This window comes from Campylobacter sp. TJR-1 (genome assembly GCF_032840035.1).
Lineage (GTDB): Bacteria > Campylobacterota > Campylobacteria > Campylobacterales > Campylobacteraceae > Campylobacter > Campylobacter fetus.
In genome coordinates, this window is record NZ_JAWIZX010000002.1 from 71,439 (window position 1) to 90,877 (window position 19,439).

Annotated in this window: 16 protein-coding genes and 1 pseudogene; 10 read left to right on the forward strand and 7 right to left on the reverse strand. The window is 34.1% G+C overall.

Translation table 11 applies throughout. The features are described from left to right. Window positions 1–10: 10 nt before the first annotated feature. From RVY88_RS02180 to RVY88_RS02195, 4 genes are read left to right on the forward strand one after another with little or no spacing between them, the layout of a single operon-like run. Window positions 11–679 carry a carbonic anhydrase gene (locus RVY88_RS02180; protein ID WP_002850835.1) on the forward strand — a complete coding sequence of 223 codons (669 nt, stop codon included), beginning with the start codon at window positions 11–13 and terminating at the stop codon, window positions 677–679. Continuing rightward, window positions 642–2,516: a mechanosensitive ion channel family protein gene (locus RVY88_RS02185; protein ID WP_162167206.1), complete on the forward strand. Its 1,875-nt coding sequence runs from the start codon at window positions 642–644 to the stop codon at window positions 2,514–2,516. The genes RVY88_RS02180 and RVY88_RS02185 overlap by 38 nt, the downstream gene beginning before the upstream one ends. Continuing rightward, on the forward strand, window positions 2,509–2,682 hold the full coding sequence (locus RVY88_RS02190; protein WP_002850853.1) for a hypothetical protein: 174 nt from the start codon (window positions 2,509–2,511) through the stop codon (window positions 2,680–2,682). The genes RVY88_RS02185 and RVY88_RS02190 overlap by 8 nt, the downstream gene beginning before the upstream one ends. After that, window positions 2,682–4,058, forward strand: a complete 1,377-nt coding sequence (locus tag RVY88_RS02195; protein ID WP_317051252.1) for a hypothetical protein — start codon at window positions 2,682–2,684, stop codon at window positions 4,056–4,058. The genes RVY88_RS02190 and RVY88_RS02195 overlap by 1 nt, the downstream gene beginning before the upstream one ends. A 28-nt stretch (window positions 4,059–4,086) precedes the next feature. Here the strand turns inward: RVY88_RS02195 and aroC are convergent, their stop codons facing one another. Genes aroC through RVY88_RS02215 form a run of 4 tightly spaced genes read right to left on the reverse strand, consistent with a single transcriptional unit; the run spans window position 4,087 to window position 7,231 of the window. Then, window positions 4,087–5,157 carry a chorismate synthase gene (gene aroC / locus RVY88_RS02200; RefSeq protein WP_002850860.1) on the reverse strand — a complete coding sequence of 357 codons (1,071 nt, stop codon included), beginning with the start codon at window positions 5,155–5,157 and terminating at the stop codon, window positions 4,087–4,089. After that, window positions 5,154–5,825, reverse strand: coding sequence for a ribonuclease III (gene rnc, locus RVY88_RS02205; RefSeq protein ID WP_162167204.1), 672 nt, complete (start codon window positions 5,823–5,825; stop codon window positions 5,154–5,156). Before rnc ends, aroC begins: the two co-directional genes overlap by 4 nt. Next, complete coding sequence (gene rnhA / locus RVY88_RS02210) at window positions 5,818–6,243, reverse strand: ribonuclease HI (RefSeq protein ID WP_002850862.1); 426 nt, start codon at window positions 6,241–6,243, stop codon at window positions 5,818–5,820. The genes rnc and rnhA overlap by 8 nt, the downstream gene beginning before the upstream one ends. Beyond that, the gene (locus RVY88_RS02215) at window positions 6,221–7,231 is read right to left on the reverse strand and encodes a tetratricopeptide repeat protein (protein ID WP_002850864.1); all 1,011 of its coding nucleotides are present in this window, start codon (window positions 7,229–7,231) and stop codon (window positions 6,221–6,223) included. Before RVY88_RS02215 ends, rnhA begins: the two co-directional genes overlap by 23 nt. Before the next feature lie 61 nt (window positions 7,232–7,292). Between RVY88_RS02215 and dnaG the strand changes: the two genes are divergently transcribed. The 4 genes and pseudogenes from dnaG to RVY88_RS02235 all read left to right on the forward strand — a co-directional run bounded on the left by dnaG (window position 7,293) and on the right by RVY88_RS02235 (window position 11,574). Further along, complete coding sequence (gene dnaG, locus RVY88_RS02220; RefSeq protein ID WP_162167203.1) at window positions 7,293–8,933, forward strand: DNA primase; 1,641 nt, start codon at window positions 7,293–7,295, stop codon at window positions 8,931–8,933. After that, window positions 8,930–9,920, forward strand: a pseudogene (locus RVY88_RS02225) (argininosuccinate synthase domain-containing protein). Before dnaG ends, RVY88_RS02225 begins: the two are co-directional and overlap by 4 nt. Before the next feature lie 13 nt (window positions 9,921–9,933). Next, window positions 9,934–10,821: a radical SAM/SPASM domain-containing protein gene (locus RVY88_RS02230; protein WP_162167202.1), complete on the forward strand. Its 888-nt coding sequence runs from the start codon at window positions 9,934–9,936 to the stop codon at window positions 10,819–10,821. Window positions 10,822–10,875: 54 nt separating this feature from the next. Further along, window positions 10,876–11,574 carry an SIMPL domain-containing protein gene (locus tag RVY88_RS02235; RefSeq protein ID WP_162167201.1) on the forward strand — a complete coding sequence of 233 codons (699 nt, stop codon included), beginning with the start codon at window positions 10,876–10,878 and terminating at the stop codon, window positions 11,572–11,574. Between the two features lie 391 nt (window positions 11,575–11,965). Here RVY88_RS02235 and RVY88_RS02240 read toward each other — a convergent pair whose 3' ends face one another. The 3 genes from RVY88_RS02240 to RVY88_RS02250 form a co-directional block, all read right to left on the reverse strand. After that, complete coding sequence (locus tag RVY88_RS02240; protein ID WP_162167200.1) at window positions 11,966–13,273, reverse strand: Na+/H+ antiporter family protein; 1,308 nt, start codon at window positions 13,271–13,273, stop codon at window positions 11,966–11,968. Window positions 13,274–13,357: 84 nt separating this feature from the next. Next, the gene (locus RVY88_RS02245; protein WP_162167199.1) at window positions 13,358–14,404 is read right to left on the reverse strand and encodes a cell surface protein; all 1,047 of its coding nucleotides are present in this window, start codon (window positions 14,402–14,404) and stop codon (window positions 13,358–13,360) included. 8 nt (window positions 14,405–14,412) lie between these two features. Then, window positions 14,413–15,858 carry an MBOAT family O-acyltransferase gene (locus RVY88_RS02250; protein WP_317051253.1) on the reverse strand — a complete coding sequence of 482 codons (1,446 nt, stop codon included), beginning with the start codon at window positions 15,856–15,858 and terminating at the stop codon, window positions 14,413–14,415. A 136-nt stretch (window positions 15,859–15,994) separates the two neighbouring features. On the opposite strand from RVY88_RS02250, the gene ilvD reads away from it, so the two are divergent. Continuing rightward, window positions 15,995–17,668 (forward strand): dihydroxy-acid dehydratase, encoded by a 1,674-nt coding sequence (ilvD, locus tag RVY88_RS02255; protein ID WP_038454321.1) that lies wholly within the window; start codon window positions 15,995–15,997, stop codon window positions 17,666–17,668. Window positions 17,669–17,906: 238 nt separating this feature from the next. Continuing rightward, a complete protein-coding gene (locus RVY88_RS02260; RefSeq protein WP_162167197.1) occupies window positions 17,907–19,427 on the forward strand; it encodes a bifunctional metallophosphatase/5'-nucleotidase in 1,521 nt (506 codons plus the stop codon). Window positions 19,428–19,439 lie beyond the last annotated feature (12 nt).

Below are 19,439 nucleotides of genomic sequence, written 5' to 3' on the forward strand. Positions count from 1 at the left end.
AGGAGTTTTCGTGCATGATGTTATAAATGGTGCAGTTAAATTTATGGAAGAAGATTTCTTAGAGCATAAAGAGTTATTTGAAAAATTAGGCACAAAACAAACACCTCACACTCTGTTTATCGGATGTTCTGACTCAAGAGTTGTTCCGAATTTGATAACAAATACGCTTCCGGGCGAACTTTTTGTAGTAAGAAATATAGGAAATATCGTACCGCACTACAGAGTAAGTGAAGAGTTCTTAGCAACTACCGCAGCAATAGAATACGCTATAAATGTTTTACATATAAAAAATATAATCGTATGCGGACATAGCAACTGCGGAGGCTGTGCGGCTTTGTACGATAGCGATGAGCAATTAAGCAAAGTTCCTATCGTAAAAAGATGGCTGATGTTGATATCGGATATAAAAGAAGAGGTTTTAAAATACAAAACTCTAAGTCCTGCTAAAAGAGCATGGATAACAGAGAGGTTAAATATCATAAACTCCACTCAAAATCTATTAACTTTTCCTGGAGCTAAGGAAAAAATAGAAAACGCAGAGATCAAAATTTACGGTTGGCACTACATCATAGAAACAGGAGAAGTTTATAATTATGATGAACCTACAAAAACATTTAAATTACTTGAAAAGAGCATAGACTATGATAAAATTTTTAATCAAATTTTTACTGATTTTTAGTATTGGCTTACAGGCAAACGAGTCGTTAACTAGTATAACAGATGAAATATTCACGATAAATCATCAAATTTTAATCATAGACGAGCAGAGCAAAGATAAAAATGCTAGTTTAGGACATGATCTTGACTCGTTAAAATCAAAAAAAGCTGCACTTCTTGAGCAAATTCCTCTTTTTATAACAAGTTATGATAGTGCAAATTTAAATAAAATCAAACGAGAAAGACTAAATTTACAAAAAAAGGCTGAACTTTTATCGGATAATCAAGTTTCTGATAAATTTATAAGAGCAAAACTAAATGCTGAAAACGCGAATTTAGACGAGATATTTTATAGCGCGATATCTAACTTGGCAAACGCGTTTCTAAAATATGCAAAACAAGATGATATAAACTCTATACTAGAAAATACCATAACAAATGTTCAAGTATCGGGATATCAAGATATAAAAGCTCTAAAAGACTCGCTTAGCGACGAATTAAAAGCTGAATTTAACGATAATTTTATAAATTTAGAGATCAAAAGACATAGCTATCAAGAGATTTTGGACTATTTAAAAAGCCATTCAGACTTATTAGCAGGCAACTTTTTGTTTTCGAGTTTAAAATTAAAAGATGTGATAAACTACATAAATAAACTTGTTCCGTTTGATCAAGACACGTTTAATTTCGGTAAATTTTTTCTTATTTTAGTTATTTTTGTATTTTTCATATCTATACGAAGAATGCTTTCAAAGATTGTATTTAGCATATTTACGGCATTTTTATCAAAAGAAAAGAAAATAGCCCACAAAGAGCTACAAGAGCAGTTTATACTAGTTATCAAAAAACCGATTTCCGTCTTTTTAATAGCGTATTCTGTAGATATATGCCTTAGTATATTTTACTACCCGAGTCCAGTTCCTATAAATTTTGCAAACTATTTTACTATAATCTATATAGTTCTTATATCATGGCTAGTTCTTGGTATATTAGATGGATACGGAATGGTTATTTTAAGCAAAATTGCTCAAAAAAGTGGTAGAAAAGAGGTAGTAAATCTTATTATAAAGATCTTATATTTTATAGTAGTTATAATCACGATTTTACTGATTTTAAGTAGGCTTGGATTTGATATAAGTACCCTTATAGCGTCTCTTGGCATAGGAGGACTTGCAGTAGCTCTTGCTACAAAAGATATAATAGCAAACTTTTTTGCTTCCATTATGCTTTTGTTTGACAACTCATTTTCTCAAGGAGATTGGATAGTTTGCGCAGGAGTCGAGGGAACTGTAGTAGAGATAGGACTTAGAAAAACTACTGTTAGAACATTTGATAATGCTTTAGTATTTGTGCCAAACTCAAAAATAATGAGCGAAAACGTAAAAAACTGGAATAGAAGAAAAGTCGGCAGACAGATTAAAATGACTGTAGGTCTTAGCTATTCTTGTTCAAAAAAGAGTATAGAAGCTTGCATAAACGATATAAGAACAATGCTGCTAAACCATCCGGGGATTGCTAAAAGCGGAGTAGATAGCGCGCTAAACTCTAAAGATTTTAGAATGAAATATCGCCAAAATATGATCTCGGTAGATGATTTAGCCGGATATAAAAGCAACCTTTTTGTAGTGCTTGACGAATTTGCAGATAGCTCTATAAATATACTGATTTACTGCTTCAGTAAAACGGTGGTATGGGGAGAATTTTTAGCTACAAAACAAGATGTTATGTTAAAGATTATGGATATAGTAGAAAAATACGATGATGCTAGTTTTGCATTTCCGTCAAATAGCATATACATAGAGCAAATGCCAAAAATTGAATTTGAAAACTTAAATTTGAAAGGGGATAAAAATGCGTGAAGATTTTGAAGAATTAGATGAAGAATTAGATGATGATATGGAAGAGCAAGATCTTGATAAGAACTTTGAAGATGAATTTAACGACGATAAAAAAGATAGTTATAATTATGATGAAAACGACTACTCTTACGATGATGAAGATGAAGAAGAGAGCTACGAGTATTAATGCATTATTTCATATATCCAAACGGCGGGCATTCGCTTATGCTCGCCCATAATTTAGAAATTTTAGGTCATACGTACGAATTCTTAGATGACTTCAAAGCAGGACTTAAAATAGAAGAAAACTTAGACAAAATAAATACCATAGGGGGGGGGTTGGTATTAATAGCTTGTGACACGACTCATCCAAAAAATCTAATTTTAAAAAAACAGCTGATCAAAAAAGTTAAAAGTTTAAATTTGATACCGGTGGATGGATTTAAATGGATAATGAGCGAAATCCTAAGCTATCTAAAAATAGAACATCATAAAACTGCGGCTCTGCTTCATTCTGGTATGAGCGACGGAAAGCATCTTGGCGATATCATAAAATATCTGCAAAATAGCAAAACTTGCTTTGTAGAGATATTTACAGATTATTTCAATTACCAAATACGAAAATCATCTCAAAGCAGTGATGACAAAATACTGCTTATCCCTTTTGAATATCTTAAATTTTTGGATTTCAAAGTAGTAGCGGCAACGGGTAATTTTGAGAAATTTAATAAAAAACTTATGGTACATCCAAAATCTATAAAAATTATGATTCCGCATGGATATACGACTCCGCTTGCACTTTTAAGCTACTACGCAAGAAAAGATATTCACATAGAAGAAGAGATAAAAGAGTATCAAAATATGGCCATAGACTACTTCATAGTTCCTAGTCGTACAAATTATAAACTGTTTTTAGATATGGGTATAGATAAAAATAAACTTGTACCGCTTGGTTACCCGAGTTTGGATTTAAATTTAAAAAATCACAAAGATCTCAAAGCGCAAAAATCGATTCTTATAGCTTTATATAGCACAAAAAGCGTAGATAGTATCGTGCCTGCTTTAAGAGATCTACTAAAAAACGGCTATAAAGTTATATTTAGACCAAAACCAGGACAAGAGGAATTAGACTGCAATCAAAATATTTTAAAAGAGTTTAGTACAAATGAACTTTTTAAATTTGATACAAACACGAGAAAAACATCTCATGCTAAGATAGACGATGAGCTTATAAGTGAAATTTGCTGCTGCGTAAGCGACTACTCAAGCCTTGCTTTTACGCTACCACTTACAAATCTTAGACCATGTATTTTGTATTACCCTGAACATGTATTTGGTAAAAACTTTGGAAAACATCGTATAAATAAAGTAGATTATTCACTTGCAAATAGCGACTTGCACATAGTAGCAAAAAACTCTAACGATATAATAAAAGCTATAAAAAATTTAAATTTAGATGAGTTTAAAACCAAAATAAAAAGCTATAGAGACAATGAGGTTTATAATTTAAGAAGCTCTAGCGAGGCTATAGCAAATTTTATAAGCGAGAAGCTAAACTCCTAAACGGATTTTAGCTTATTTGAGATAAATTTTAAGAGTAGATTTTTTTTAAATTTGAAAGCTTTGAGCTAGCATTTAAAAGAAGCATATCAGATATAACTAGTCTTGCCATAGCATTAGCAACTACGCTGCCTCTTATGCCTATACAAGGATCATGACGACCTCTTAAAGCGCAAGTCACCTCATCGCCGTTTAAATTTATGGTAGGCTGATCTTTAAATATACTTGGAGTCGGCTTAAAATAAGTTTTTATCATTATAGGCTCACCGTTTGAGATTCCGCCTAAGATTCCGCCTGCGTTATTGCTCATAAATCCGTTTTTATCCATAAAATCATTATTTTGACTTCCTAAAATAAAACTAGCTTGGCTTCCTAAACCTATCTCTACTCCTTTTACTCCATTTATACCCATCATAGCAGCCGCGAGTCTAGCATCAAGCTTATCATAAAGCACCTCTCCTAGCCCAGCAGGAACGCCATTTATAATAGTAAGAGTAGCAGCTCCTACGCTATCGTTGCTATTTTTTACATCTAGTATAAGATTTTTTGCGTCCTCTTCTATATCGCTATCAAGCATAAAAATCTCACTTTTACTGGCAAATTCAAAATCAATTTTATTTGATTTGAGTTTTCCTATACTAAAAACTCCACTTTTAATATCTATATCAAACTCTTTTAACATCATAGCTCCAAAAGCTCCTGCGGCTACTCGAACGGCAGTTTCTCTAGCGCTACTTCTGCCTCCGCCTCTATGATCTCGCACTCCAAATTTAGAAAAATACGTAAAATCCGCGTGTCCTGGTCTGAAAAGATCTTTTATACTATCATAATCTTTTGAGTGCTGATTTGAGTTTTTTATTATAAATCCTATAGGTGTTCCTGTACTAAATCCTTCAAAAATACCGCTCAATATCTCTACTTCATCGGCTTCTTTTCTACTTGTAGCGTACTTTCCGCCCGGTTTTCTTTTATCCATCTCGCTTTGCAAAAACTCTTCATCTATAGCTACTCCGGCAGGAAATCCATCCAAAACTCCTCCGATAGCTTTTCCGTGACTCTCCCCAAATGTAGTTAGTCTAAGCTTGCTTCCAAACGTATTCATATATTCATTCCTTGCAAAACTTTCCACGCAGCACTCTGTTCAGCCTCTTTTTTGCTATTTCCAATAGCGCGAGCAAGCTCCTTGTCGTTTAAAAAAACAGCCATTTCAAAACTTTTTTTATGATCCGGTCCGCTTGAACTTACAAGCTCGTACCTAGGCGTAACGCCGAACCTCGCTTGAGTAATCTCTTGTAAAGTCGTTTTATAGTCTTTCCCAAGGCTTTGTAAGTCTATATTATTATACTGAGATTCTAAAAGATTTATAAAAATTTTTTTGACCGCTTCTAAACCGCTTTCTAAATATATAGCTCCCATAAGTGCTTCTAAAGCATCGCTAACTAAGCTTGGCTTATTTCTTCCGTTATTATTATCCTCGGCAGCAGACAGATACAAAAAATCTCCTAATCTTATCTGCGAACTTATACTTGCAAAACTCTTTTCATTTACCAAAGCCGCTCTTAGCTTTGAGAGATTTCCCTCATCCGTATCTTTAAATTTAAAAAATAGATACTCTCCTACTATAAGATCCAAAACAGCATCTCCTAAAAACTCGAGCCGCTCATTATTTACGCTACTTTTTATGCTCTTATGAGTTAGCGCCTCTTTTAGCAACGTTTTATTTTTAAATTTATAACCTAAATGCTCTTCTAATCTATTTAATTTATCCATTTTGTGCCTTTATCGCTTGATTTCTTGCCAATTTATCGCACTCTTCATTTTGCGGATGACCGTTATGTGCTTTTACCCAGTTTGCACTAACTTTGTGAATATTTAGAAGTTCTAGCAACTCCTGCCATAGTTCTACGTTTTTTACATTTTTAAATTTTTTCTTAATCCAACTATCAAGCCATATATTTATAGCGTTTGCTACGTAACTACTATCTGTATAAAGGCTTACTTCGCACGGCTCTTTTAATGCTTTTAAACCTTCTATCACGGCTTGTATCTCCATTTTGTTATTTGTAGTATAAGCAGCTCCGCCGCTAGAGGATTTTTTATACCCTTCATACTCAAGTATATAAGCCCAGCCGCCGGCTCCTGGATTATTTAAACAACTTCCATCGCTAAAAAGGCATATCTTCTTCACTAGTATCCTTTATAACGTGGGTTAAAATTTTTACACTTCCTAATCTCGCGCAGTTTGGACAGCGGTAGAAAAATAACGGATAACTTGTTTTGCACTCGGTACAAAAATAACTAAAACTAAGAGTTGCTCCAAGAAAATTATCGTTTGCGGCCTTTAAAAGAGCTAAATTAAAATCTTTTGGCTTATCATCAGATAGACCCTTAGCGCCTAAAAGCTCTTTAAACTCCGTATTTTCTAAATTTAAAAGATTATCAAGTCTAAAAACTATGTCTATACACTCATCAAGACGCAGCATACTTAGACCGTCTAAAGGCTCATTATGCTTTATAAACTGCTCTAAAACCATTCTTTTTAAAAGTGGAAAATCTTCACTAAGACTTAGAATTTGAGCCACTTTTTCACTAAATTTACTAGTTTTGCTAGTTATGATAAGAGCTTTTATATAGGCAACTTCTGCTTTTGTATCCGCGCCTTGTTCATTTAAAGCGTCTAAAGTTTCAAGACTATTTTCATACATTCTAAGTTTTTCATATGTTACGCCAAGATATCTTAAAGCTTCACTATTTCTAGGACTTAGTTTGAGAGATTCTAAAAACACTTCACTGGCTTTTTTTAAAAATCCAGCTTTTAGATATATTTTTCCTAACGCTACTAATAAAAACTCACGCTGCTTTTTACCGGGTGATTTATCGATAGCAACCAAATACACGCTTATAGCCTTATCAAAATCTCCGCTTTTTGCGAATGTAAGGGCTAAAACGCTAAGCGAGTTTGTATCAACATCAAGTTCAAGAAGCATCTTTTTGTGCTTTTCACTAAGTCCGCTACTATTTTCAAATTTTTTAACAAATTTCTCTATGCTGTGTTTTTCATCTTTGATAGAAAAAATACCCCAAACATAGCTAAGCACGGCTATTAAAAGAAGCGCTCCAAAAAATACAATAAGCCCAAAAATCGGATCTCTATACTCTACAAAAAAGAAGTCCAAATACAAACCTATATATTAAATTTAATGACCATTATAGCAAATTCAAGGTATAATCTCGCTTATGATAGAAGCTAGTAGCATTGAAAATTTAAAAAATATCGTTGATATAGCAGACGTTGTAGGAAGTTATCTGCCTCTTAAACGTTCCGGAAGCGACTTTGTATGCGTATGCCCGTTTCATAATGATAAAAATCCGTCTATGAGAGTAAGTCCTAGCAAAGGTATTTTTCACTGTTTTTCATGCAAAGCCGGCGGAGATAGTATTAAATTTATAATGGATTATGAAAAACTAAGCTATCCTGAAGCTATAGAAAAACTAGCAAATATGTACAACTTCACGCTTAATTACACAGATAACAAAAACGAACATCACTATGATAAAAAAATATTAGAAAATTTAAATTTATATTATAAAAGTATGCTTTATAAAAACCGTGAAGCTATAAACTATTTATATAGTCGCGGTATAAACGATGCTATGATAGAAAAGTGGGAACTTGGCTGGGCTGGAGCGTCTCAAGCAACTATAAATTTACTAGAAAATGAAGAGATAGAACCAAAAGAAGCGCTGTACGTAGGAGCAGTCAAGCAAAACGAAACGGGGCTTTATGCCAGCTTTATAAACCGCATAACTTTTCCTATTTATAATCATCTTGGAAAACTTGTCGGATTTGGCGGTCGCACAATATCAAATAATCCGGCAAAATATGTAAATTCGCCTCAATCTGCTATATTTGATAAATCAAAACTGCTTTACGGATATGATAAAGCCAAAAATCAGATATTTAAAAAAGGCGAAATCATCATTTGCGAAGGATATATGGACTGCATAATGCTGCATCTAGCAGGAATTAGCAACGCTGTAGCCGTGCTTGGAACTGCACTTACCGAAAAACATATTCCTCTTTTGAAGCGTTCTGATATAAAAGTTATTTTAAGTTTTGATAACGATGAAGCCGGCGTAAATGCTGCATTTAAAAGTGCAAAATTGTTAGCTAGCAGCGAGTGCGACGGAAGAGTAGTTCTTATAAGCGGGGGGAAAGATCCGGCTGAGCTTGTAGCTAGCGGTAGAGCAAATGAGTTAAGAAATAGTTTAGAAGGTGGGGTTGAACTTGGAGAGTTTTACATAAGACATCTCATAAAATCCTCAAATCCAAAAACTCCTCTTGAAGTTGCTAAAACTCTTGAAAACGTACAGGAATTCACAAAAGGACTAAAAGAAATAGTGGCAAACTCATACGTGCCGCTGGTATCTTCACTTCTGAGTTTAGCTCCAAATAGCTTTAGTCTTTGTGGCAATGGTTTTAGATATTCACCCAAAAAGCAGATGGCAAAAGAGACCAAAAGTGCAAAAAAAGATCTTTTAGAGCTTGAAATTTTAAAAAATATGCTTTTAAATAAAGATTATTTAGAGGTAGTGAAATCAGATTGCGGAAGCGATATGTTCGTAACTCACAATGAAATTTATAAAGCAGTAACTATCTCTCAAAATCCAAATAATCCACACATAAGAGAGCTAAGCTTAAATGATAATTTTGAAATTTACGATAGTTTAGATAGACTAAAAAAAGCACTAAATATACTAAAAATCAACTTTTGTGATAAAACTATCGTTTTGCTTGCTAGCTCAAACGACAAATCTAAATTTGAAAAAATAGCACAATTACAAAATATAAAAAAGCAATTAAAAGGAATTCAATGAATAAAAAATGTCTGGCACTATTTAGCGGAGGGCTTGATAGTATGCTTGCTATCAAACTTATAAGCTCACAAGGTATTGAAGTGCATGCTTTAAATATCGATATCGGTTTTGGAGGAAACCCGGATAAAGCAGAGCTTATGAGTCGTAGAGCTAAAATGGCTGGAGCTACTTTTGAAGTGATAAATGCAAGAAGCAAATATCTGCAAGAGGTTCTTTTTAATCCTAAATTCGGATATGGAAAACAGTTTAATCCTTGTATTGATTGTCATGGTTTTATGTTTAGAACAGCTATATCTATGCTAGAGGATTACGGCGCGAGCTTTGTTATCAGCGGTGAAGTAGTCGGTCAGCGACCGATGAGCCAAAGAAACGACGCTATGGTGCATGTAAAAAATCTAGCCTTAGATGACAATGATATAATTTTGCGACCGCTTTGCGCGAAACTTTTAAAACCTACTCGTCCTGAGCGCGAGAGTTTAGTAGATAGAGAGCTTTTACTTGATTTTAACGGACGCGGCAGAAGCAGACAACTAGAACTTGCACACAAATTCGGCTTTAGTGATTTTGAAACTCCGGGGGGGAGGATGTCTGTACACGATGGAAGGATTTTCTAATCGCATTAGAGACTTCATTAAATTTGATAAAAATATGAGTGAAGACGATCTTCAAAGTCTGCGCTACGGCCGCCATTTACGACTGCTTGGAGGAGCAAAAATGATAATCGGTCGAGATGAAAAAGACAATGCTTATTTAGAAGCTTTGAATTTAAAAAAGATGGAAAGTATAAAATTTGATGATATCATCGGCGCTCATTCATTCATCAGCAAAAACGCATCAAAAGAGGATTTAGAGTTTGGCGCACGTCTTGCCATCACTTATTGCAAAAGCGAAAAAGACAAAATATATAGAGCAAAAATAGGCGACAAAACGCTCGACGTATCACCATTCGATAATAAAAATATAGCACAAACGTATTTTATAAAGTAAGTTTACTAAGTTTATGTTTAAAAAAGTATATATTGAAATCAGCGATATCTGCTCTTGTAAATGCAGTTTTTGTCCATCTCCTCTTATGAAAACAAGGCGTAAAACAATGAGTCTTGAGCTGTTTGAAAAAGTTTTGTATCAAGTATCACCTTTAACTAAGAGAATTTGTTTGCATATTTTAGGGGATCCTTTAGAAGTAAGCAATTTAAAAGAATATATAAATTTAGTATCCAAATTCAACCTAAAAATCGATCTAGTTACGACTGGGAAAATGATTTGCGATCATGATTTTGATATGCTTTTAAAACCTCCTTTCCATCAAATTTCATTTTCTTTGAGTGCGTTTTTGGATGAAAATAACCATTTTGAAGATGATTATATCGCTAATTTACTTGAATTTTGTGATTTTAGTTTAGCAAATAGGAGCGATACTTTTATAAATTTACGTATTCAAAGCGATTTTTTATTAAGTGATAATGAAAAAATGATTCAAGTTTTAGATAAATTTGAAAAACATTTTAATATAAATTTAAGCGAGCATCTAAAACATATAAAGCTAAATTTTGCTCAAAAAATTTATGAAAAAAACGTAAAAATTCGGCTTGCAAGAAAGGTATTATTAAATTTTAAAACCTCTTTTGAATGGAGAAATGATAATTTAATAAACAGCACTAAAACTTGTTATGCGTTAAAAGATCAACTTGGAATTTTGAGCGATGGGGTGGTTGTACCTTGCTGCATAGATTACTCAGGAGCTATAAATTTAGGTAATATAAAAAGCGAAAGTTTAGCTCAAATTTTAAGATCACAGAGAGTAAAAAATATCAAAAACGGATTTAAGCAAGGTAAAATTGTTGAAAATTATTGCCAAAAATGCGCCTACTTAGTCGGAGTCAGCTAAGCTAGGAATTATAGAATTTTGATATAATTATCGCATCAAATTTAAAGGCGAAATATGCAAATCGATAAACATAATCTTATATTTTTACCTGCTTCGATAGTCATAGCTGCAGTGATTTTGGCTATAGGTTTTAGCACTATCGTAAAAAGCGAACGCAGCGTAAGCGTCAGGGGATTGGCAGAAAAAGAAGTGCTTGCGGACTTAGCAGTATGGCAAATGAGTTTTTCGGTCGGAGATAATGACCTAGTAGAGCTTCAAAAGAAAGTGTTAGAAAAAACGAAAATAGCCGAAAATTTTCTAAATAAACGAGGTTTAAATGCTAGTGATTACACTATTCAGGCGCCTTCTATTATTGATAATTCTATAAATCCTTATATGGATTCTCAAAAAATTCGCTACACATACATAGCCAAAGCCACCTTACTGATACGCACAAATAAAATATCTGAAATAAAACAAGCACAAAGAGAATCTTTGGAGCTAGCTAGTGACAATATCGCCATCAGTCAAGACTATGAAAACAGAATTGCATTTGAATTTACAAAACTAAATGATATCAAACCGCAAATGATAGCCGAAGCGACAAAAAACGCTAAACTAGCAGCCGAGCAATTTGCGACTCTCTCAGGAAGCGAAGTCGGCAAAATAAAAAAGGCGACTCAAGGGCTTTTTAGTATCGAAAATGCGGCCGTAGGATTAGAGGAGAAGAAAAATATCAGAGTTGTAACTCAAGTTGAGTATTTGCTAAAATAAGAGATAATATTAAGAGTAAATTAAACTTTACTCTTTTTAGATATATGAAGTTATTTAGTATAGTAACGCACACTGCACCAGCGTTGATAATCGTTTTAACTTACTTTGCATAAAGCATAAATTTATATTCATCTTTGTTTTACACTAGCCAAAACTCCAGAGACTATGGCTAGCATAAGCGAGATAAGATAAACCCTAATACCTCTTCGCCAAACATCAAAACCACAAAAAATGCCGACAAAGTGAGTATGCTTGAGTAAAAAAGATACTGATAATCTAAGCTAGTCCGGGCAAATTTATCAAATACCAGTATCAAAGACCAAAGCAGTATGCAAAAAGCTAAGTAAATACTAGCTTATAAGTTTATTCATTATCTAAAATGATTCTAAATTTAGATAAATAGCGAAAATATCACGCCAAATACGATTAGCGTGATATTGAAAAATATAAAAGTCGGTACGCAAGTATCGTAGATGTGGCTATGCTTACCGTCGCTATTTAATCCTGAAGTCGGTCCTAAAGTACTATCACTAGCAGGACTTCCGGCGTCTCCCACGGCCGCGGCGATACCGACTAAAAGTATAGTCGCAGAAACGCTAAATCCAAGGCTCACGCAAAGTGGCACGTAAATCGCGGCTATGATAGGAATAGTTCCAAAACTAGTTCCGATACCCATAGTTACAAGTAGTCCGATAACTAGCATAATGATAGCTCCGCCAAGCTTACCGCCGCTTATAGAACTTGCAAAATTTATAAGCTCATTTATACCGCCGGTTTCTCTGATAACAGAACCAAATCCCGCAGCTACAAGCATGATAAAAGCGATAAAAGCCATCATAGCAAGACCTTGCTCCATAACTTTATCCATCTTTTTATACTCGATACCACCAAAGATTATCATAACTATAAGCCCCAAAAGAGCTCCTAAAGGAAGAGAGCTACTCCAAATTTGGACACCAAAAGCTATCACGGCGCCGCCAAGCACGACACACTCTTTTTGCCCCATACAAAGATCTTTTTTATCCGATACTTTTATCTCTTTACTTTCTAAAGCGCTTTGCGTATAATCTCTAGGTTTTCTATAATAAAACAGCGCCAAAACTAAACCGATGAGCATAGCTACGCCGCCTATCCACATAACGCTACTTATATCGCCTATCTCTACGTTCATACCGTTACTATTTAACTCTTTTTTAAGAATGGTATGGAACAAAAGACCAAAACCGACTGAAATGCTTACATAAGGAGCTTTTAATCCAAAAGTAAGTGCGCACGCCACAGCTCGTCTGTCTATCTTAAGCTTATTCATCAAAGCAAGTAACGGTGGTATCAAAATAGGTATAAAAGCTATATGAACAGGTATGAGATTTTGAGAAAAACATGCTATAAAAGCTATGCTCAAAGAAAACCAAAAAACCTTTTTACTTATAAATTTACTAACGTAATGTATCAAAATAGGAGTTAAATTCGTCATACTGATAGCCGCCGCAAGCGCTCCAAGAAGTATGTAGCTAAGTGCGGTTTCTAAGTTGCCTTGCATTCCTGTTATGAGTAAATTCGTAGTCTCTACCAAACCTTTTCCGGCTAGCATTCCAGCAGCTAAAGCCGAGATAAGTATGGCTAAAAAAACGTTAAAGCGCAGTAAGCACAAAACGCACATAAGCAAAACGCTAAGCACCACGGGATTTGTAAGCAACATAATCTACCTTTGAAATTTAATAAGCTAGTATTATACAAACGTATAGCTTAAATTTAGAAAATATTAATATAATTTAATTTAATTTTAATTTGAAATAGAACTATTTGACAAACTATCAGCGTATAAATCATTTTTAAAATTTGATTTATCTAAATTTTCAATCAGCTTTTTGGTTCTGATGTCTCTGCCATCAGGATTTGCATGAAACCATGTATCTAACATATATTTTCTATCTGGCAGATAACTATCGTTAAAATCACCTATAAACTCGAAGCCGTTTGAAGTTATGTAGTTTTTCAGCTCTATTAAAAACTTTTTGAACTCAACTCCCTTTTCACCGCTAAAATCATAACAACTCTCACCTATAACAGTAGGATAAGTAAATATAAACTTTACGCCTTTTTCTTTTTCTATCTTTTTCATTAGTTTTATGTTTTCTTTAAATGCTTCACTTATAGCTGCCCTACCACCAGTAATCTCTTTTGTAAATATATACTCATCGCAAGGAACTTTCATATCATCTTTTTGGGGAAGCTGACCTTTATATAAGTAATCCCCTCTATGCTCTTTTAAAGTAGCTTTTAAATCAAACTCTTTTGGAAGTTTATCTCTAAAAAGTTTTTTTAAATTTGACGCTGCTTTTTTAACTCCGGTTATAAACACGTAAGAAGCTGGAGTTTGAAGCATCACTTTGAGTTTTTCATTAAATGGTAAATTATCAAAATAGAAGTAAATTTCAGATAAAAGATGTTTATAAAATACAGTGGGAGCAACATCGTTCATATAGTACCTGTACTCCAAAGGATATATCACAACATCTCCTTTATGTGCAAATTTATATGTTCTATAAAGTCTGATTTTGAGCGGATATCCGGCGTAATCTCCTAAATTTAAAGTAAGTTTGCCAAAATGATCTTCTATCATTTTGGCGTTGATTCCATGAAATGAATTTGACCCGCTTTCTACTATAATACGATTTTCATTTATGGTATGAGTAAGAAGGAAATTTTTTACTGAACGAGAATCTAAGGAGCCAATTTTACCCAAAGCTATAAAAAATAGCACGTATAATACGGAAACACCGACTATAAAAGCAGCTAATTTTAATAAAAAATTTCTATAATATTTCATAAAATTCCCTAAAAATTAAAATATAAAAATTGTGATTCTTGAACGCTTCTAGTAGCAAAAAACGCACACACAAATAAAAACACAACAAAAATCGCCGTCTTATATCCGAATTTAGAGTTTGCGACCATCTCATTTGAGTTTTTAAACAATACGCAAATTATAAAAGCTAAAGCAGTAACTATAAAGATACTAAGGCTAGCAGCTATTTTATGAGTAACATTTTCCATAAAACCAAATGCTTCATTTATCACAATTATAAAGCCGCTATTTGGGGCTATAGAGTTTATATTAAACATTCCTTTTAATACCTTAAAAGCAGACTCCATATCTTTAGCTCTAAAAAATACCCATGTAATATTTATAAAATTAAAGGTGATAATCCACGCCAAAATCCTATGCAAAGGTTTAAAATGAGAACTATAAAAACGATGAGTCATAAGAGCTGTTCCGTGAAGAGCTCCCCATATAATAAATGTCCAACCGGCGCCATGCCATAATCCACCAAGTAAAAATACGATAAAAATATTTATATACGCCCTGCTCTCTCCAAGCCTATTTCCACCAAGAGGAATATAAATATAATCGCGTAAAAACCTTGAGAGAGTCATATGCCATCTACGCCAAAACTCTTGAATACTAAGTGATTTATAAGGAGAGTTAAAATTTAGAGGTAAAACTATATTAAACATATATGAGATACCTATTGCCATATCAGTATATCCGCTAAAATCAAAATATAGCTGAAAAGTATAACTCAAACTTGTTATCCACGCTTCACTCATACTAAGCATAGCAACACTATCAAATCCATAATTTGCAAATTTAGCAAAAAAATCGGCTATCACGACCTTTTTAAACAATCCAATAGCAAATAAAAATATACCTATACTGATATTTTTATAATGTATTTTTTTACGCCTTAAATTTGCAAATTGCGGCATCATTTCAGCGTGATGTATGATAGGACCTGCTAAAAGATGCGGAAAATACGTTACAAATAAAGCGTATTTGAGATAATTCGTCTCTTTAACATTACCGCTGAAACAATCCACTAAAAACGCAATTTGAGTAAATGTAAAAAAGCTGATACCAAGCGGTAAAATGATATGATGCAAAGGAATATTCGAGCTAAACATACCGTTAAAATTTTCTATAAAAAAGTCCGTATATTTGTAATATCCGAGCAAGGCTAGATTACACAATATACTAAACCACAAAAATATCTTTTTAAATTTAAACTCTTTACAAAGATGATTTCCTGTAAAAAAGTTAAATGTGATAGACATCAAAATAAGCGGCACATAGATAAAATTCCAATATCCATAAAAAACCAAAGATGCCGCTGTTAATATAAAAATGCTAGCCTTCATCAGCCTAAATTTAGATAGTAAAAAATATAAAAAAAACGTGATAGGTAAAAATACAAATATAAATTCAAACGAGTTAAAAAGCATAAGTATCCTTGAAAAACAACTTAAATATCTATGATTTTACTTTAAATTTATTTAAAGTTGAATAAATTGTAATTTTTAAACATTTTAAACTAAATTTTGATAAAATGGAGCAAATTTAAAAATAAAGGCAAAACTCATGCGAAGTGATATCATAAAAGACGGCTACACAAGGACTCCGCATCGCTCACTTCTAAGAGCGACCGGACTTAAAGACGACGACTTTAAAAAACCGTTTATTGGCGTAGCAAATAGCTTTATAGAGATAATCCCCGGTCATTTTTTCCTAAATAAATACTCTGAAATTTTAAAAGACGAAATCCGCAAAAACGGCTGCGTACCGTTTGAGTTCAACACTATCGGCGTTGATGATGGTATCGCTATGGGGCACGAGGGTATGCTTTATTCACTTCCAAGCCGCGAGATCATCGCAAACTCTGTTGAAACAGTGATGAACGCTCACGCTCTTGATGCGCTTGTTTGCATACCTAACTGCGACAAGATCGTCCCTGGAATGCTTATGGGTGCACTTAGGGTAAATGTGCCAACTATATTCGTAAGCGGCGGTCCTATGGCTGCTGGAGTCGGAGCCAAAGGAGAAGCTTTGGATCTAAACTCTGCTTTTGAAGCGGTCGGAGCTTATGAAACAAAACAGATAGACGAAAAAGAGCTTAAATTTATCGAGTGCAACGCCTGTCCAAGTGGCGGAAGCTGTTCAGGAATGTTTACCGCAAACTCGATGAATACACTTTGCGAAGCTATGGGCGTAGCTCTGGAGGGAAACGGTACCGTACTTGCGCTTACCCCTGAACGTGAAGAACTCATAAGAAAAGCTGCACGTAGGATCTGCGAGATCGCACTTGATGAGCGCTATCAGATCAGAAATATAATCAATGAAAAAACTATCAAAAACGCTATGGTAGTGGATATGGCGATGGGCGGAAGCTCAAATACTATACTTCATATGCTTGCCATCAGTCGAGAAGCCGGATATCCGTTAGATATCGCTAGTCTAAATGACATAAGTCGCTCGGTACCGCACATAACTAAAATAGCTCCGAGTCTGCCTAGTGTGCATATGCAAGACGTCGCCAAAGCCGGCGGACTAAGCGCGGTTATAAACGAGATAGCTAAATTCAATAGTGATTTATTAAGTTTAGACGCTCTTACCGTGAGCGGCGAGAGCTTAGGAGATAGAGTAAAAAATGCTGAAATTTTAGATGAAAGCGTGATCCATACCGTGCAAAATGCTTACTCAAAAGTGGGCGGACTAGCTATTTTATTTGGAAATTTAGCCGAGCAAGGATGCGTGATAAAGGCCGCCGGTATCATCGGTAGCAGACAATTTAGCGGAAAAGCGGTCTGCTTTAACTCTCAAGATGAAGCTATAAAAGGCATATCAAAGGGAAAAGTACAAAAAGGCGACGTCGTAGTTTTAAGATACGAAGGACCAAAAGGAGGCCCCGGAATGCAAGAAATGTTAAGCCCGACTAGCCTTATAGTAGGACGTGGACTTGGAGCGGACGTAGCTCTTATAACCGATGGGCGTTTTAGCGGAGCGACTCGCGGCCTAAGCATAGGGCACGTAAGCCCTGAAGCTGCTGAGGGCGGTATGATAGGTCTTTTAAAAGACGGTGACATCATAGATATCGACGTAGATAAATTTAGCATAAACGTACGTTTAAGCGACACTGAGATAGAAGCGAGACGCAAAGAGTGGAAATACGCTGGAAAACCAGTAAATAGCCGCTGGTTAAGACAATACCAAAAACTAGTCACAAACGCGAGCAATGGCGCGATTTTGGAAGCATAAATTTATAAAAGGCGGAAAAATCGCCTTTTATGCTCATCTTAAAACTTAATCTTTAAAAATATATAATCAATTTTTCTATATAAATCTTAAAAAAATCAAAATATCAATTTTCAATATCCGTAAAATATATAAATAAGAAAATAAAAAATATTTACATTAATAAAGTATTCTTATGCTTAAATTATATATTTATTATATTTTTAACTAAAAAGATAATAAATATATACTAGGAACAAATATGAACAAACTAAAAAAATACGTCGCTTCAACAGTGATTTTTGCTGCATTTTTATTGATATTTAACGGTTGTGTAAATTTAAATAACAAACACGAGAACGAGCTGTTAATTCTTCACACAAATGATCACCACGGCGCTCTTTTGCCATATGAAACTAAAGACGGTACGCTAATTGGCGGTGTAGCTTTGCAAGCTAACTTAGTAAAGCAGATGAGAAACGAATATAAAAATGCGCTTTTACTTGACGCAGGAGATGTAAATACCGGCTCATCGCTTTCAAATATATTTGATGCAAAACCGGATATTTTAGCTTTTAATGCTCTAAAATACGACGCCGCTACTCTTGGAAATCACGAATTTGACGGTACATATGAAAAATTAAAAATGCAAATGGAGCTTTCGAATTTCCCTTGGCTTAGCGCAAATGTTAAATTTGAAAATAATTATATCGCAAAACCATATATTATCAAAGATTTTAATGGATTTAAAGTCGCCATAATGGGGCTTACTACGAGTACGACAAAGTATATAACTATTCCGGCAAAATTTGATGGCGCAAATGGAGAAAAGATCGAATTTCTACCAGAAATCCATGCCGCAAAAGAAACATTGGATGAAATAAAAAATACAAACCCCGATTTTGTAATCGCTTTAGTACATCTTGGAGATATTAAAGGTGATCCCGTGCATATAACGTCGGTTGATCTAGCTAATAATACACATGGTATAGATCTTATAATAGACGGGCATTCGCACTCGGTATTTCAAAAACCTTTGGTAATAAATGGCGTACCCATAGTGAGCGCAGGAAGCAATAACCGCTATATAGGAAAAGCTGTTTTAAATTTAAAAGATAAAAAGATAAAGTGGAATTTAGTTGAACTAACTAGCAAAGATTTTGATTTAGACGATGAAATGAACGGAATTTTAGAGCCGTTTATACGGATTCACGACGAGGCTTTAAATAGTAAAATCATAACGTTAAAAGAGCCGTTACTGTTTGAAAATAACGAGATCAGATTCAAGCAGCTGCCCATAGGAAGGCACGTAACCGACTCTATGATAAATTTGCTTTTTAAATTTGGTATAAAAGCGGACTTTGGTATCATAAACTCAGGAGCTATAAGATCTGGTATAAATGCCGGAGACGTAAGTAAAAAAGATATTTTGATCTCTATGCCTTTTCCAAATACGATATCTGCAGTAAGCCTAAAAGGTGATGAAGTGATGGAATTATTTAATTATATAATCAATATAAAACCGGGATTCGGAGGATTTGCTCAAATATCAAAAGACGTTAGTTTTACTATAGATAGTTCAAATAAAACTATTTTAAATTTAAAAATTAAAAATGAGCCTATAAATCCATCTAAACTTTATACTATAGCGGTTACTGATTTTTTAGCTAACGGAGGAGACGGTTATGCTATTTTAAAAAAAGGGATAAATAAATTTGACTCATCGGTGACTTTAAATGAAGCGTTTATAGAGTATTTAAAACTTCTTGAAGGTAAAATTTAAATTATATAGTCG

Bases quoted from the DNA above. Each gene is read 5' to 3' on its own strand.
- RVY88_RS02185 (WP_162167206.1), top strand. From the start codon at position 642: ATGATAAAATTTTTAATCAAATTTTTACTGATTTTTAGTATTGGCTTA.
- RVY88_RS02190 (WP_002850853.1), top strand. From the start codon at position 2,509: ATGCGTGAAGATTTTGAAGAATTAGATGAAGAATTAGATGATGATATG.
- RVY88_RS02195 (WP_317051252.1), top strand. From the start codon at position 2,682: ATGCATTATTTCATATATCCAAACGGCGGGCATTCGCTTATGCTCGCC.
- aroC (WP_002850860.1), bottom strand. From the start codon at position 5,157: ATGAATACGTTTGGAAGCAAGCTTAGACTAACTACATTTGGGGAGAGT.
- rnc (WP_162167204.1), bottom strand. From the start codon at position 5,825: ATGGATAAATTAAATAGATTAGAAGAGCATTTAGGTTATAAATTTAAA.
- dnaG (WP_162167203.1), top strand. From the start codon at position 7,293: ATGATAGAAGCTAGTAGCATTGAAAATTTAAAAAATATCGTTGATATA.
- RVY88_RS02230 (WP_162167202.1), top strand. From the start codon at position 9,934: ATGTTTAAAAAAGTATATATTGAAATCAGCGATATCTGCTCTTGTAAA.
- RVY88_RS02235 (WP_162167201.1), top strand. From the start codon at position 10,876: ATGCAAATCGATAAACATAATCTTATATTTTTACCTGCTTCGATAGTC.
- RVY88_RS02240 (WP_162167200.1), bottom strand. From the start codon at position 13,273: ATGTTGCTTACAAATCCCGTGGTGCTTAGCGTTTTGCTTATGTGCGTT.
- RVY88_RS02245 (WP_162167199.1), bottom strand. From the start codon at position 14,404: ATGAAATATTATAGAAATTTTTTATTAAAATTAGCTGCTTTTATAGTC.
- RVY88_RS02250 (WP_317051253.1), bottom strand. From the start codon at position 15,858: ATGCTTTTTAACTCGTTTGAATTTATATTTGTATTTTTACCTATCACG.
- ilvD (WP_038454321.1), top strand. From the start codon at position 15,995: ATGCGAAGTGATATCATAAAAGACGGCTACACAAGGACTCCGCATCGC.
- RVY88_RS02260 (WP_162167197.1), top strand. From the start codon at position 17,907: ATGAACAAACTAAAAAAATACGTCGCTTCAACAGTGATTTTTGCTGCA.